Annotated in this window: 13 protein-coding genes; 9 read left to right on the plus strand and 4 right to left on the minus strand. The window is 67.6% G+C overall.

From position 1 onward, the window contains the following. The 6 genes from TSH64_RS35760 to ftsH form a co-directional block, all read left to right on the plus strand. Window positions 1-939 (plus strand): hypothetical protein (locus tag TSH64_RS35760; protein ID WP_199237405.1); only part of this gene is annotated, 939 nt, incomplete at its 5' end. Between the two features lie 2 nt (window positions 940-941). Further along, window positions 942-2,294 (plus strand): Tol-Pal system beta propeller repeat protein TolB, encoded by a 1,353-nt coding sequence (tolB, locus tag TSH64_RS02335; protein ID WP_109095397.1) that lies wholly within the window; start codon window positions 942-944, stop codon window positions 2,292-2,294. A 149-nt stretch (window positions 2,295-2,443) separates the two neighbouring features. Further along, window positions 2,444-2,914, plus strand: a complete 471-nt coding sequence (gene pal / locus TSH64_RS02340) for a peptidoglycan-associated lipoprotein Pal (protein WP_098740232.1) — start codon at window positions 2,444-2,446, stop codon at window positions 2,912-2,914. Window positions 2,915-3,164: 250 nt separating this feature from the next. Next, window positions 3,165-4,031 (plus strand): tol-pal system protein YbgF, encoded by an 867-nt coding sequence (gene ybgF / locus TSH64_RS02345; RefSeq protein WP_109095398.1) that lies wholly within the window; start codon window positions 3,165-3,167, stop codon window positions 4,029-4,031. Beyond that, the gene (gene tilS / locus TSH64_RS02350; protein WP_247872700.1) at window positions 4,019-5,413 is read left to right on the plus strand and encodes a tRNA lysidine(34) synthetase TilS; all 1,395 of its coding nucleotides are present in this window, start codon (window positions 4,019-4,021) and stop codon (window positions 5,411-5,413) included. Before ybgF ends, tilS begins: the two co-directional genes overlap by 13 nt. 82 nt (window positions 5,414-5,495) lie before the next feature. Next, window positions 5,496-7,433 (plus strand): ATP-dependent zinc metalloprotease FtsH, encoded by a 1,938-nt coding sequence (ftsH, locus tag TSH64_RS02355; protein WP_109095399.1) that lies wholly within the window; start codon window positions 5,496-5,498, stop codon window positions 7,431-7,433. A gap of 84 nt (window positions 7,434-7,517) precedes the next feature. On the opposite strand, the gene TSH64_RS02360 is transcribed toward ftsH, so the two are convergent. Together TSH64_RS02360 and fabI are read right to left on the minus strand one after the other, a co-directional pair. Further along, on the minus strand, window positions 7,518-8,681 hold the full coding sequence (locus TSH64_RS02360; RefSeq protein WP_109095400.1) for a hypothetical protein: 1,164 nt from the start codon (window positions 8,679-8,681) through the stop codon (window positions 7,518-7,520). Between the two features lie 141 nt (window positions 8,682-8,822). Beyond that, entirely contained in the window at window positions 8,823-9,671 is an 849-nt protein-coding gene (gene fabI / locus TSH64_RS02365; RefSeq protein WP_109095401.1) for an enoyl-ACP reductase FabI, read from the minus strand. A gap of 118 nt (window positions 9,672-9,789) precedes the next feature. Here fabI and TSH64_RS02370 point away from each other — a divergent pair, with 118 nt between their 5' ends. Next, window positions 9,790-11,172, plus strand: coding sequence for a YihY family inner membrane protein (locus TSH64_RS02370; protein ID WP_247872701.1), 1,383 nt, complete (start codon window positions 9,790-9,792; stop codon window positions 11,170-11,172). A gap of 70 nt (window positions 11,173-11,242) precedes the next feature. Here TSH64_RS02370 and TSH64_RS02375 read toward each other — a convergent pair whose 3' ends face one another. Continuing rightward, a complete protein-coding gene (locus tag TSH64_RS02375; RefSeq protein WP_109095403.1) occupies window positions 11,243-12,208 on the minus strand; it encodes a J domain-containing protein in 966 nt (321 codons plus the stop codon). 51 nt (window positions 12,209-12,259) lie between these two features. Then, entirely contained in the window at window positions 12,260-12,733 is a 474-nt protein-coding gene (locus TSH64_RS02380) for an RT0821/Lpp0805 family surface protein (protein ID WP_109095404.1), read from the minus strand. Between the two features lie 198 nt (window positions 12,734-12,931). On the opposite strand from TSH64_RS02380, the gene pdxH reads away from it, so the two are divergent. Continuing rightward, window positions 12,932-13,549 (plus strand): pyridoxamine 5'-phosphate oxidase, encoded by a 618-nt coding sequence (gene pdxH / locus TSH64_RS02385; RefSeq protein WP_109095405.1) that lies wholly within the window; start codon window positions 12,932-12,934, stop codon window positions 13,547-13,549. Window positions 13,550-13,663: 114 nt separating this feature from the next. Next, window positions 13,664-14,566: a cation diffusion facilitator family transporter gene (locus TSH64_RS02390; protein WP_199237407.1), complete on the plus strand. Its 903-nt coding sequence runs from the start codon at window positions 13,664-13,666 to the stop codon at window positions 14,564-14,566. The last annotated feature ends 192 nt before the right edge of the window (window positions 14,567-14,758 follow it).

Raw genomic sequence — 14,758 nt, forward strand, 5'->3', positions numbered from 1 at the left:
CCGGAGCCGCCGAAGGTCGCCCAGGTGCCGCCGCCCCCGCGCGAGCCGACGCCGCCGCCCAAGCCGACCCCGTCGCCCCCGCCTCCTCCTCCGCCGCCACCCCCGCCGCCTCCGCCCCCGGATCCGGCGCCGTCGCCGACTCCGAAGCCGCCGGAGCCTCCCAAGCCCGAGCCGCCGAAGCCGGAACCGCCCAAACCGGAACCGCCGAAGCACGAGCCCAAGCCCGAGCCTCCGAAACCGGAGCCGCCCAAGCCCGAGCCGAAAAAGCCCGAGCCTCCTAAGCCGGAACCGCCGAAACCGGAACCGCCCAAGGCGGAGCCGAAGAAGCCGGAGCCTGCCAAGGAGGTCGCGAAGGCCGAGCCGCCGAAGGATGCCAAGGCCGAGACGAAGAAGGCGGATGCGCCGGCCAAGCAGCCGGAGAAGCCGTCGGCCAAGGCCGACCCGCTGTCCGACCTGCTGTCGAACGTCGGGAAGATCAAGCCGTCGGACAACCCGAAGGCTGACGGCAAGGCATCGGCCAGCGCCAACAGCGACGCCAAGCCCAGCCAGAAGACCGCGTCGGCGGCTCCGGCCGGGGCGGCCAAGGCAACAAACGGCCCCGACAAGCCGTTCAAGCCATCCGGCCGCGCGTTGGACGCCATCCGCGGCCAGCTGAGCAAGAACTGGAACTTCGACAGCGGCCGCAAGGACGCCGGTTCGATGCAGATCGAGATCCATGTGGAGGTCGGCCGCGACCACAGCGTGGTTCGCGCCTGGATCGACGACAAGTACAGGTCGCGCTACATGTCGGATGCCGCCTTCCGGGCGTCGGCCGACGCGGCGGTGCGCGCGGTCAAGCGGTCCAGCCCCCTGGAGCTGCTGACCAGCGAGTTCACGCCGCAGACTTATGAAGATTGGCGCTTCATCGTGTTCAATTTCGACCCGAGGGACATGTTCTGACCATGACGACGAAGACGAGGCTTCTGTTGAAGCTGGCCGGGGCCACCGGCGCGCTTCTCCTCTCCCTCGGCGTTGCCGCTCCGCAGGAGGCGCGCGCCGAGTTGCGCATCGACATCACGCGGGGCGTGTCCGAGCCGCTGCCCATCGCCATCACCAGCTTCGCCGGATCGGGCGGGCGCGATGCGCAGATGGGCGCCGACATCTCCAAGGTGATCTCCGACGATCTGGAGCGCTCCGGCCTGTTCAAGCCGCTGGACCCGCGCGGCTTCCTGCAGACGCCGGACCAGCTGCGCAGCGGCGAGCCGCGCTATCAGGACTGGAAGGCGCTGGGCGCCCAGGCCCTGGTCGCCGGCAACACCACCACGGGCGCCGACGGCCGCATGAAGGTCGATTTCCGCCTGTGGGACGTCGCCGCCGGCCAGTACATGCAAGGGCTGAGCTACAGCGCCTCGCCGCAGGAATGGCGCCGCATCGCCCACATCGTGGCCGACGCCATCTATAAGCGCCTGACCGGCGAGGACGGCTATTTCGACACGCGCATCGTCTATGTCGCCGAATCCGGCCCGGCGAACGCGCGCAAGAAGCAGCTGGCCATCATGGACCAGGACAGCGCCAACCATCAGTTCCTGACCGACGGCCAGACCCTGGTCCTGACGCCGCGCTTCTCGCCGACGTCCCAGGAAATCACGTACATGTCGTACTTCAACAAGAAGCCGCGCGTGTACCTGTTCAACATCGACACCGGCCGCCAAGAGGTCCTGGGCGACTTCCCCGGCATGACCTTCGCTCCGCGCTTCTCGCCGGACGGCAACAAGGTCATCATGTCGATGGCCCAGAACGGCAACACCGACATCTACACGCTGGACCTGCGCACCCGCCGCCAGACCCAGCTGACCGATGCGCCGGGCATCGACACCGGCCCCAGCTACTCGCCGGACGGCCAGCGCATCGTCTTCGAGTCGGACCGCGGCGGCACCCAGCAGCTCTATGTCATGGGCGCCGACGGCTCGGGCGTGAAGCGGCTGACCTTCGGCGAGGGCCGGTACGGTACGCCGGTGTGGTCGCCGCGCGGCGACCTGATCGCATTCACGCGCCAGCGTGGTAGCAGCTTTGCAGTTGGCGTAATCCGTCCGGATGGGACGGGGGAACGGATCCTGACCGAAGCCTTCCACGTCGAGGGTCCGACCTGGGCCCCCAACGGCCGAGTCATCATGTTCTTCAAGGACTTGCCGTCGGGTGACGGGCGTGGCCGCAACGCAAAGCTGTACAGCATCGACATCACCGGCGCCAACGAGCGTCGCGTGAGCACCCCGGTCGATGCGTCGGACCCCGCGTGGTCGCCCTTGATTCCCTAGTGGAGTAGCCCTATTTTGCGGCCACGCGGGAGCAATGCTCAAGACAAAGGTCGAACGTCGTCTTTTCGTCGGGGATTGGCGGAAAGAAGCGGCTCCTGTGCAGACAAAGTTCGACCATCAAACAAGTTTCGTTCAAGGGGTCCCTGAACATGCGTATGAAGTTCCTCGCTCTCGCCGCGGTCGCTCTGCTCGCCGCTTGCGAATCCACTCCGAACGACGCCGCCAACGGCGCCAACACCGGTGCCCAGCAGTCGTCGGTCCGTCCGGGCTCGGCGGAAGATTTCGTCGTCAACGTCGGCGACCGCGTCTTCTTCGGCCTCGACCGCTTCGACCTGTCGCCGGAGGCTCGCGCCACCCTCGACCGTCAGGCCAAGTGGCTGCAGACCTACGGCTCGGTCACCGTCACTGTCGAGGGCCATGCCGACGAGCGCGGCACCCGCGAGTACAACCTCGCCCTGGGTGAGCGTCGCGCCAACTCGGTGAAGAACTACCTGGCCGCCAAGGGCATCACCCCGAACCGCGTCAACGTCGTCTCCTACGGCAAGGAGCGTCCGGCCGTCGTTGGTTCGAACGAGGCCGCCTGGTCGCAGAACCGCCGTGGCGTGACCGTCGTCAACTGATGACGCCGGTCCCCGCCTGACGGGGAACAGGGAAGGGCGCCGCCGCCGGGCAACCGGGGGCGGCGCCTTTTCTTTTTTGGCGGCATCTTCCCGGAAGATCCTTTTCGGGGGCCGGAAAAATCCGGCAAGGTCGGTTCTTTGCGTGGACGCGCAAGTTCTGCTAAACAGCGGCCATCGCGTCGCCTTTATCGTTCGCCATGGTCGCCGTGGGTGCTCCCCCGGCATCAGATCTCCTCAGGATCCCACGCGCATGACCAACATCCGTCCCGTCGCCGCCCTCCTGCTGGGTGGCATGCTCGCGGCAACCCCAGCCGTGGGCCCCGCCCTGGCCCAGTCGAAGGGGCAGATCGAGCGGCTGCAATCGCTGGAAACGCAGGTCGCGGCACTGGGCGGTCCGGTGGAGGTGGCGCAGCTGTCGCCCTCCGTCGCCGCCGATTTCGAGATCCGCCTGCAGAACCTGGAGCGCACCATCCAGGATCTGACCGGCAAGTACGAGGAATCGACCTATCAGCTCAGCCAGCTGCGCGAGCGCCTGGAGAAGGTGAACGCCGACGTCGATTTCCGCCTGAAGGATCTGGAGAAGGGCGGCGGGACCGCCGGCGGCGCCATGGGGGGTGCCATGTCCGATGCCGCCCCGACCAAGCCGTCCAAGGCTGCCGCGGCTGACGAGAAGAAGGCCGACAAGCCGGCGCAGACCGCTTCGGCCAATCCGCCCTCGACCGCCGGACTGTCGCCGGAAAAGCAGTATGAGCAGGCGTTCGAGTTGCTGCGCAACTCCGACTATGACCGGGCGGAGAAGGCGTTGCAGGAGTTCATCGTCAAGAACAAGTCGCATGCCTATGCCGGCAACGCGCAATATTGGCTGGGCGAGAGCTATTACGTCCGCAACAAGTTCCCGGAAGCGGCCCAGGCCTTCGCCGAGGTGCTATCCAAGTACCGCACCAACCCGAAGGCGGCCGACAGCCTGCTGAAGCTGGGTATGACCCTGCAGCAGATGAACAAGAAGTCGGACGCCTGCACCGCCTTCGGCCAGCTGCTGACCAAGTTCCCCGAAGCCTCGGCCAGCGTGAAGCGCCGCGCCGATACGGAGCGCAAGCGCATCAATTGCCCGGCCTGATGGGCGGCGACTCCGAAGACGGCCCCGGGGACGGTGGGCCGGTATCGCGGGAGGAGTTCGCCCACGCCCTGGCGGCGCTGGGCGGATTCGAACCGTCACCAGCCGTCGCGGTCGGGGTTTCAGGTGGTGGCGACAGCGTGGCGCTGGTCCTGCTGCTGCGGCATTGGGTCGCGGAGCGGGGCGGAAGCCTGCTGGCGCTGACCGTCGATCATGGGCTGCGGCCCGAGTCCGCCGGGGAGGCGGCAGCGGTCGGGCGGGCGATGGCCCGTCTCGGCGTTCCCCACCGCATCCTGCGCTGGGACGGGGCGAAGCCGTCGGCCGGAATCCAGGCTGCCGCCCGGACGGCGCGGCACCGGCTGCTCGGCGCGGCCTGCGCCGAGGCCGGCATCCTGCATCTGGCGCTCGCCCATCATCGTGATGATCAGGCTGAAACGGTTCTGCTGAGGCTGGCCCGCGGGTCCGGCATCGACGGGCTGGCCGGGATGGCGCCCGTCCGTGCCGATGGGGCGGTGCGGGTGATCCGGCCGCTGCTGCGCTTTTCCCACGAGCGGCTGCTGGCGACCTGCCGCGCGGGAGGCGTGGACTGGATCGAGGATCCCTCCAACAGCAACCCGCGCTTCGCCCGTGCCCGGCTGCGCGCCGCCCGCGAGACTTTGGGCGGGGAGGGGCTCGACGCCGGCCGGTTGGGCGAGGTCGCCCGGCGCGCCGGCCGTGCCCGGGCGGCGCTGGAACAGGCGACGGCCGCGCTGCTGGCAGAGGCCGCAACCGTTCATCCGGAGGGCTGGATCACCCTGGCGCCGGCACCGCTGCGCGCCGCACCGCTGGAGATCGCGCTGCGGGCTCTGGGTGCCGCGCTGGCCGCGGTCGGCGGACCGGCGTACCCGGTGCGCGACGAAGCGCTGGAGCGGCTGCTCGACGGTTTGAAGGACGGGCAGGGCGGAGCGAAGACGGGCGCGACCTTGGGCGGCTGCGTCGTCCGGATGCGGCGCGGCGCGGTCATGGTCGCGCGCGAACCGGTGGCGGTGACGGAGCGGCCGACGGTGGCCCCCGGAGGAACAATTCGCTGGGACGGTCGATTCGACCTGAGGGTGTCGCCCGGCCATTGCCGGCCCGTCACGGTCGCGGCGCTGGGGGCCGAGGGTTGGCGCGAATGGGCAGGTCGCCAAGCGCCGAAGGGGGTGCCCGACCTGCCGGTTCCGGTGCGGGAAACCCTGCCAAGCCTTTGGTCGGGCACGGATTTGCTTGGTGTGCCGATGATCGGCATGTGCTACGGGTTCGACGCGGATGGACAGCATCCGGTGGACCGCGCAAGGTTTTGTCCACTTTCGTCGTTGGGAAGACCAGCTTTTACGGTTGTTTCGGACCGGGACGGCATTATTTAATCTGGGAACGTGCCCGTAGGAGACCGGGGTGCGGCCTTGTCGGCGCACCGCATGGCGATGGGTTCGCAGAAAGGCGTGTGACGTGAACAATTTCGGCAAGAACCTCGCTCTCTGGATCATCATAGGGCTGCTGCTCGTGGCCCTGTTCAACCTGTTCCAGAGTTCCTCCACCCGCAGCCCGCAAACGACCGTTCCGTTCAGCGAGCTTCTCGCCGAAGTGGACCGGGGCCAGGTCGCCGACGTGACGATCAAGGGCAACCAGGTTTCGGGCCATTTCTCCGACGGCCGCTCCTTCAGCACCTATGTCCCGCCCGAAGCGGGGCTGGTGGAGCGCCTGACCAACAAGAACGTCCGGATCAACGCGGTCCCCGACGACAGCAACGTGCCGTCGCTGTTCTCGGTGCTGCTGTCCTGGTTCCCGATGCTTCTGCTGATCGGCGTCTGGATCTTCTTCATGCGCCAGATGCAATCCGGCGGCGGCAAGGCCATGGGCTTCGGCAAGTCGCGGGCCCGCCTGCTGACCGAGAAGGTCGGCCGCGTCACCTTCGACGACGTCGCCGGCATCGACGAGGCCAAGCAGGAGCTGACGGAGATCGTCGAGTTCCTGAAGGACCCGCAGAAGTTCCAGCGGCTGGGCGGCAAGATCCCGAAGGGCTGCCTGCTCGTTGGTCCTCCGGGCACCGGCAAGACGCTGACCGCCCGCGCGGTGGCCGGCGAAGCCAATGTGCCGTTCTTCACCATCTCCGGTTCGGACTTCGTCGAAATGTTCGTCGGCGTGGGTGCGTCCCGCGTCCGCGACATGTTCGAGCAGGGCAAGAAGAACGCTCCCTGCATCATCTTCATCGACGAAATCGACGCGGTCGGCCGCCATCGCGGTGCCGGCCTGGGCGGCGGCAACGACGAGCGTGAGCAGACCCTCAACCAGCTGCTGGTCGAGATGGATGGCTTCGAGGCGAACGAGGGCGTGATCCTGATCGCCGCGACCAACCGTCCGGACGTTCTCGACCCCGCTCTGCTGCGTCCGGGCCGCTTCGACCGTCAGGTCGTGGTGCCGAACCCCGACGTGCTGGGCCGCGAGAAGATCCTCAAGGTCCACATGCGGAAGGTTCCGCTGTCGCCGGACGTCGACGCCAAGGTCATCGCCCGCGGCACCCCCGGCTTCTCGGGCGCCGATCTGGCGAACCTGGTGAACGAGGCGGCGCTGCTCGCGGCCCGCATCGGCAAGCGCGTCGTCGGCATGTCCGAGTTCGAGAACGCCAAGGACAAGGTCATGATGGGTGCGGAACGCCGCTCCATGGTGATGACCGAGGACGAGAAGAAGCTGACCGCCTACCACGAGGCCGGCCACGCCATCTGCGCCATCCACTGCGCCGACAGCGACCCGGTCCACAAGGCCACCATCATCCCGCGCGGCCGTGCGCTGGGCATGGTGATGCGCCTGCCGGAAGGCGACCGCATCAGCCTGTCGCAGGCCAAGCTGCTGGCCGACCTGACCGTCGCCATGGGTGGCCGCATCGCCGAGGAGCTGATCTTCGGCAAGGAGCGGGTGACCACCGGCGCCTCGGGCGACATCAAGATGGCGACCGAGATGTCGCGCCGGATGGTGACGGAGTGGGGCATGAGCGACAAGCTCGGCCCGCTGCTCTACGGCGAGCCGACGCAGGAGGTGTTCCTGGGCCATTCCGTGACCCAGCACAAGAACATGTCCGACCGCACGGCCCAACTGGTCGACGAGGAAATCCGCCGCATCGTGGACGAGAGCTACGACCGCGCGCGGGTCATCCTGACCGAGAACATCGACCAGTTGCACACACTGGCCAAGGGCCTGCTGGAGTACGAGACGCTGAGCGGCGACGAGATCAACCGTCTGCTGCGCGGCGAACCGATCCTGCGCGACGATGACCGCGAGACGATGGCCGTCCCGCCGCGTCCGACCACCGGCTCCGGCCGCCGCTCCTCCGTTCCGCCCAGCACCGGGCAGGAAAGCGGTGGCATGGGTCCGGAACCGCAGGGCACCTGAGGCTCCGGGTTCGGAAATGAAGAAGGCGGCGCTGCGAGGCGCCGCCTTTTTTCTTTGGCAGATTTCGAAGTGGGCAGGAACCGCTCAGAGCGCGCCCTTCTGCTCGCGGCGGCGGTCCAGCGCCACGTCGAACTGGCGCAGCAGCTTCTGCATGCCCTCGAAATACAGCTTGCGCGTCGGCGTGTTCTTCATGCAGCGGGCGTCGAGATGGGCGACGCTGGTGAGCGCGGACACGCAGTAGCCGAGCAGCCAGTAGCGCGACCGGATGCTGCGCAGATAGTCGCGGAACGGCTCCGGCTGGCCGGCCATGAAGCTGCTGAAGGAGGCCTCGTAGTCCGACAGGATGGTGCGGATGTCCAGCAGCGTCGTCTCCAGCAGCTTGCCCACCTTCTCGATGTGCATCAGCAGCTGGGTCTCGTAGGGCTTGTGCATGCGGATGTCGACCGGGATGCACTCGCGCGACTTCAGCCAGGTCAGGATGGTGCGGGCGCGCGGGGCGATGCGGCGCAGTTGGTATTCGTAGAAGGTCGTGCCCTTCCACGCGCTGAAGATGGTGTCGGCCTCCGACCGTTCGATGCCGAAGGCGGAGACGAACAGGCCGGCTTCTTCCAGGTTGGGGTTCCAGATCGCCTCCAGGAAGCGTTCGACGCTTCCGGCGCTGCCCTGGCTGCCCGACAGCGCCTTGCGGACGATCGGCTCGATGCGGGCGCGGATCAGGCGGCGGAGCTGATGGTCCTCCTCGTTGGAGATCAGCCAGTGGCGCGGATCGACGTTGATCTTCTCCGCCTCGAAGCAGGTCTTCAGCAGGAAGGCGTCGAGCGACGGCACGTCGTCGATCATCTGGAGCATCTTCATGTCGCCGATGATGCCGTTTTCCTGCGGCCCGTGCTTGATGCCGAACTGCTCTTCCAGCAGGGCCGCACTGTTGCGGCCGCGAAGATAGACGGCGACACCGCCGGCCTCCGGTGCCTTGGAGTTGTGCGGCACATAGATCCCGGTTTCGACCGGGCGCTCGCCGCCCTCCAGCTCCTCGTCCTCGGCGATGGGATCGCCGCCGTCGTCGTCGCGGTCGTCGAAGTTCGGGTACTTGAACAGGATGCAGTTGTTCAGGCCCTGAGCCTTGAACATGCGCTGCTCTTCCGGAATCTCGCGCGTGATGCCGATGAGATTCATCGACACGCTGGACCCGCCATACAGGATCTGCTCAAGGATCGGAGAAACCGAGTCCATTTTCTTGCGAGCGCGCATGAATATTACCCAATCCCGCGAATATTTCTCAAATCATAAACGCCGTATTCGCAAACGCAAAGAGGGATCGGCGGACCGATCCCTCTCTTCATCGTGCGATTGCGTGCACCGTCCGGCTGTTCCACCGAGCGGGCCGTGGCCTCAGCCGGCCTTCGGCGTGCCGCCCAGCGAGCCCAGCAGGCTGGCGACTTCGGCCGCCTCGTCCACCGCGACCATGCCGACGGTGTGGTAACCGCTGTCGACATGCATCACCTCGCCGGTGACGCCGCTGCCCAGATCGGACATCAGGAACAGGCCGGCGCCGCCGACCTCCTGGATGGTGACGTTGCGCTTCAGCGGGGCGTTCAGCTCGTTCCACTTCAGGATATAGCGGAAGTCCCCGATGCCGCTGGCGGCCAGAGTCTTGATCGGACCGGCGGAGATGGCGTTGACACGGATGTTGCGGCCACCCAGATCGACTGCCAGATAGCGCACGCTGGCTTCCAGCGCGGCCTTGGCGACACCCATCACGTTGTAATGGGGCATGACGCGCTCGGCGCCATAGTAGGATAGGGTAAGCAGGCTGCCGCCGTCCTTCATCAGCGGCACGGCGCGCTGCGCCACCGCGGTGAAGGAGTAGCAGGAGATGTCCATAGTGCGCAGGAAGTTGGCCCGCGTGGTGTCCAGGTACAGCCCGTCCAGCTCGTTCTTGTCGGAAAAGGCGATGGCATGAACCACGAAGTCCAGCTTGCCCCAGTCCTTCTCGATGGCGGCGAAGGTCGCATCGATGCTGGCCTCGTCCGTGACGTCGCAGGGCAGGACCAGCTTGGCGCCGACCTGCTCGGCCAGCGGCTTCACCCGCTTCAGCAGCGCGTCGCCCTGGTAGGTGAAGGCAAGCTCCGCCCCGTGCTGGGCCAGGGCGGAGGCGATCCCCCAGGCGATCGAACGATCGTTGGCCACGCCCATGATCAGGCCACGCTTGCCGGCCATGAGCGGCATCGGATTGGACATCGGAACCTCGTGAACGACGGATGTGCTGCGGCTCCAGCCGCGAAAAGTGGGGCGCATCCTACACGAAAGCGCCCAACGGTCAAACCGACGCGGGCTGTCTTGCCGCAGGAGGCGTCGCATGTCTCATCCTAAGGACAATCCGGGCCATGAGGACGCCGAGCGCAGCCGCATCCTGACCGGCCTGCGGGAGCTTGGCGGCTTCTTCGGCCACTCCATGCTGCGCTTCTACAACGACAACTGCTTCCAGACCGCCGCGGCGCTGACCTACACCTCGCTGCTGGCCATCGTGCCGATGATGACCATCGGCTTCGCCATCTTCTCGGCATTCCCGGCCTTCAGTGCCCTGCAACTGCGCATCCAGACCGCGCTGGTCAAGAACCTGGTGCCGGAGATCGGCGACGCGATCCTGGAATATCTCGGCCGCTTCATGGCGAACGCCGGCCAGATGCCGATCTTCGGCGTGATCGGGCTGGCGGTGTCGGCGGTGCTGCTGATCTGGACCATCGAGGGATCCTTCGCCACGGTCTGGCGCGTGCGCGAGCCGCGGTCCTACGTGACGCGCATCCTGTCCTTCTGGGCGGTGGTCTCGCTGACCCCGCTGTTCGCCGGTGCCAGCTTGTCCCTGTCCAGCACGCTGTGGACGGCGCTGGAGGTCGCGCATCTGGAAGGGGTCGTCCATCCGCTGGCAGGGATCGGCATGCTGCTGCCCTTCGCCTTGCAGCTGGTCGGCTGCTCGCTGCTGTATCTGGTGATCCCGAATCGGGATGTGTTCTGGCTGGACGCGCTGTGCGGCGGGGCCATCGGCTCCATCCTGCTGGAAGGGTCGAAGGCGATCTTCGGCTGGTACATGCGCGAATACCCGGCCTACCAGACCATCTACGGCGCCCTGTCGGTGGTGCCGATCTTCCTGTTCTGGCTCTACATCGCGTGGTCGACGGTGCTGTTCGGCGCGGTTGTCGCCGCGTCGCTGCCCGAATGGCGGGCGGGCAAGGTCACCCGCGGCGGCATGGAGGGGCTGCTGCCGGCCCAGCGGCTGGCGCTGGCGCTGGCCGTCCTGCATGAGCTGATGGAGGCGAGCCGGCTCGGTGTCGGCATGCGCCGCCGCACGCTGGTCGGGCGGGTGCCGGTGGGCACGCTGCTGATCGACGGTATCCTGGAACAGCTGCGCGATGCCCATTGGGTGGCGCACACCACCCGCGACGCCTGGGTGGTCACCCGCGACATGGGCGAGGCGACCCTGCTGGAGCTGATGAAGGCGCTGGGCATCGGCATGCGCGGCTCGGTCCATGGGCTGGGCGGCCTTGACCTGCCCTGGCAGGAGCGCACCGCCCGCCTGCTGGACACCGCCGAGGCGCGGCAGGGCGATCTGCTGAACGTGCCGCTGAAGACCCTGCTGAACGACGATCCGCCGCCGGAAGGGCAGCCGGCGGGGCAAGGGGCGGGGCAAGGGGCGGGGCAGGCAGGCACCGGGCCGGTGCCGCTGCGGGCGGTGAAGAAATAGGGGACCGGCAGCGGCGGCGGGCCGAAGCGGTTCTGCGCCCTGAGGGGAGGGGGAAACCCGGCGGCGGCGGTTACTCCAGCCCGGCTTTCTTGCGGACGTCGTAGCTGCGGGTCTTCGCCCATTCCTCGACGAACTTGACCAGTTCGCCGTCGGGCGGGTCGGGCAGGACGACCTTCAGCTTCACATACTGGTCGCCGGGCTGCTTGGTGGCCTGGTTGACCACGCCCTTGCCGCGCAGGCGCAGGACGGAGCCGGTGTTGGCGCCCGGCGGCACCTTCACCGCGACCTTGCCGCTTATCGTCGGGACATTGACGGTCGCACCCAGAACCGCCTCGTTCAGGGTGATCGGCACCTCGACATGGATGTCACCGTCCTGCCGGGTGAAGAAGGGGTGGGATTCGACATGCACCTCGACGATGGCGTCGCCGTTGGGCATGCCGCCCATGCCGGGCAGGCCCTGGCCCTTCAGGCGCAGCTTCGACTCGTTCTCCGTCCCGGCCGGGATGGCGACGTCGATGCTCTTGCCGTTGGACAGGTTGATGCGGCGCTTCGACCCGTTCGCCGCCTCGATGAAGGGGACGGTGACGGAATAGGAGATGTCGCTGCCCCGCACCTTCGGCCCGGCGGAGCCGCCGGCCCCGGCTCCCGCTCCGGCCCCCGGCCCGCCGGGGCGGCGCCGGCCGCCGCCGAACAGGTCGGAGAACCAGTCGTCGCCGCCGCCGAAGAAGCTGTCGTCGGCGGTGCTGCTGTAGGCCTTGCCGCGGCTGCCGGCGGTCCGGCCGCGCGAGCCGAAGCCCGCGTGCCGTTCCTGCCCCGACGGGTCGATCTCGCCGCGGTCGTAGCGGGCGCGCTTCTCGGCATCCGACAGCAGCGTGTAGGCGGCCGAGATTTCCTTGAACCGCTCCTCGTTGGCGGCGTCGCCCGGCTTCAGGTCCGGGTGATGCTGCTTGGCGAGCTTGCGGTATGCCTTCTTGATGTCGTCGGCACTGGCGGACCGGCTGACGCCGAGAACGCTGTAGGGATCGCGCGTAGCCACGGGCAGAGATTTCCCGCCCCAGGGGGGCTCAAAGGTTGCGGGTCGGCGGTGTTACGAGTTGCCGATGATCTTCCACGTACCGTCGGCCTGTTTGCAAGCGGTTCCGTAGGCCTGCTCCGTCCGCCCCTTGACCACGATGGTCTGCTGGAACTCGCGGCAATAGGTGCCGGTGTTGCTGTAGCCGTCGCGGGTGGTCACGATGGTGCCGGAATTGCCCGACTGCGGGTTGTTCCAGTTGATGCGGTCGCCGACCGGGGCGGCATAGGCCTGGCGGGCGGCGGTCTCGGCATAGCCGGCATCGGCCTTGTCGAGCGAGCCGCCGATCTCCTTGCCGATGAAGGCGCCCAGCAACGTGCCGACGCCGGTCGCCACCAGCTTGCCCGTTCCGCCGCCGATCTGCGAACCGATCAGGCCGCCGGCGACCGCACCGCCGACCGTGCCGACCGTTTCCTTCTGACCGCCCGTCTGGCACCCGGCCAGCAGGCCCACGACGATCACGGCCGGAACGACTTTCTTCACGAACATCCTTGCGCCTCGAAAAGGTTGGTTGCCGCGGCTGCCAATCGGTGGCTTCGCGGTGGACAGTGATATAAGCGACCCTATGCTTGCTGTGAATTGTGATGAGGCTGTGACCCTTTCGCTTTTGCACAAAAGAACGCTCCCGCACCGGCCGCGCAACCCCTTGTCCGGCGGCGCGGGACCCATCGAGACAGGACCACAGGAATGACGGACAGCAACGACCGCGATCCCCGCTCCCCCTACGACCTCTTTGCCGACTGGATGAAGGAGGCGGAACAGAGCGAGCCCAACGATCCCAACGCCATGGCGCTCGCCACCGCCGACGCCAGCGGCATTCCGTCGGTGCGGATGGTGCTGCTGAAGGGGATCGATCCGCGCGGTTTCGTCTTCTACACCAACACCGAGAGCCGCAAGGGCACGCAGCTGCTGGCGAATCGGAACGCCGCCCTGTGCTTCCACTGGAAGAGCCTGCGCCGGCAGGTGCGGGTCGAGGGGGCGGTGGAGATCGTCACCGACGCCGAGGCCGACGCCTATTTCGAGAGCCGTCCGCGCGACAGCCGGATCGGCGCCTGGGCCTCGCAGCAGTCGCGCCCGCTGGAGGGCCGGTGGGAGCTGGAGAAGCGCGTCGCGCAGTTCGCCGCCAAATACGCCATCGGCACGGTGCCGCGGCCGCCGCACTGGACCGGCTTCCGTGTCCTGCCGTCGCGGATCGAGTTCTGGCGCGACCGTCCGTTCCGCCTGCACGACCGGCTGGTGTTCCAGCGGGAGGACGGAGCGGCTGCCGATGCGCCGGGTTGGACGACCGAGCATCTGTTCCCGTAAAGGGAACCGTCAAACCGGAGCGCGCCGTAAGCGACCTGTAAGGATGGGCCGCTACGGTCGCGCCCCGGCCGGCATTGCGGAGTGGGGGAACCAGTGGGCGACAATGGGGAAAACGTGGCTTCGGCGGACCGTCTGCGCCGCTACGCCACCTATGCCAGCGTGTCGGTGGCCTCGACCCTGATCGCGGCGAAGCTGGGTGCCTATCTCTTGACCGAGTCGGTCAGCATCCTGTCCTCGCTGATCGATTCCTGCACCGACCTGATGGCCTCGGTGGTGACGCTGCTGGGGGTGCGCCATGCCCTGCGCCCGGCCGATGCCAACCACCGCTTCGGCCATGGCAAGGCGGAGGCGCTGGCGGCGCTAGCCCAGGCCGCCTTCATCGGCGGCTCCGCCGTGCTGCTGAGCATCGAGGCGGTGCGGCGGCTGGTCCGGCCGGAGCCGATCGCCGAGGGGACGATGGGCATCGCGGTGATGCTGCTGTCGATCCTGTTGACCGCCGGGCTGATCACCTTCCAGCGCCGGGTGCAGGCCGCCACGGGGTCGGTCGCCATCGGGGCGGACCGGCTGCATTATTCAGGCGACCTGCTGATGAACGGTGCCGTCATCGTCGCCATCCTGCTGACCGAGGCGACCGGGCTGGCTGCGGTCGATCCGCTGTTCGGCATCGGCATCGCCCTGTTCCTGCTGAACGGCGCCCGCGGCGTTGCGCGCGATGCGCTGGACGTGCTGATGGACCGCGAACTGGGGGAAGAGGAGCGCGGCCGCATCGCCGAACTGGCACTGGCCGAGCCGGGGGTGCGCGGCCTGCACGACCTGCGCACCCGCAATGCCGGCACCGGCTGTTTCATCGAGCTGCATCTGGAACTGGACGGCGGCCTGACCCTGACCGCCGCGCACGAGATCGCCGACCGTGTCGAGACGCGGCTGCGCGACGCCTTCGCCAATGCCGAGGTGCTGGTCCACCAGGAGCCCGCCGGTCTGGCCGACGAGCGTTTAGACCACCGGATCGCCGGCTGAGAGCGGAACGTCACCGCGCACGGCGCGTAATACGGAACCGTATTGCGGGATATCCCGTATTTCGCGTCCAACCAAGGAGGCTGCACAATCACTGGGCGCGCCTCTCCTTAAGGTATCCTACCAATGGACAGGGGGGCCGGGTTCGGCTCGGTCACCCCGTTCGTTGCGAATCTGTATCAAAAGCGCAATAAT

Source organism: Azospirillum sp. TSH64, assembly GCF_003116035.1.
Classification (GTDB): domain Bacteria; phylum Pseudomonadota; class Alphaproteobacteria; order Azospirillales; family Azospirillaceae; genus Azospirillum.

Excerpts from the sequence above, each read along its gene's own strand:
- tolB (WP_109095397.1), top strand. The coding sequence starts at position 942 with ATGACGACGAAGACGAGGCTTCTGTTGAAGCTGGCCGGGGCCACCGGC.
- pal (WP_098740232.1), top strand. The coding sequence starts at position 2,444 with ATGCGTATGAAGTTCCTCGCTCTCGCCGCGGTCGCTCTGCTCGCCGCT.
- ybgF (WP_109095398.1), top strand. The coding sequence starts at position 3,165 with ATGACCAACATCCGTCCCGTCGCCGCCCTCCTGCTGGGTGGCATGCTC.
- TSH64_RS02360 (WP_109095400.1), bottom strand. The coding sequence starts at position 8,681 with ATGCGCGCTCGCAAGAAAATGGACTCGGTTTCTCCGATCCTTGAGCAG.
- fabI (WP_109095401.1), bottom strand. The coding sequence starts at position 9,671 with ATGTCCAATCCGATGCCGCTCATGGCCGGCAAGCGTGGCCTGATCATG.
- TSH64_RS02370 (WP_247872701.1), top strand. The coding sequence starts at position 9,790 with ATGTCTCATCCTAAGGACAATCCGGGCCATGAGGACGCCGAGCGCAGC.
- TSH64_RS02380 (WP_109095404.1), bottom strand. The coding sequence starts at position 12,733 with ATGTTCGTGAAGAAAGTCGTTCCGGCCGTGATCGTCGTGGGCCTGCTG.
- pdxH (WP_109095405.1), top strand. The coding sequence starts at position 12,932 with ATGACGGACAGCAACGACCGCGATCCCCGCTCCCCCTACGACCTCTTT.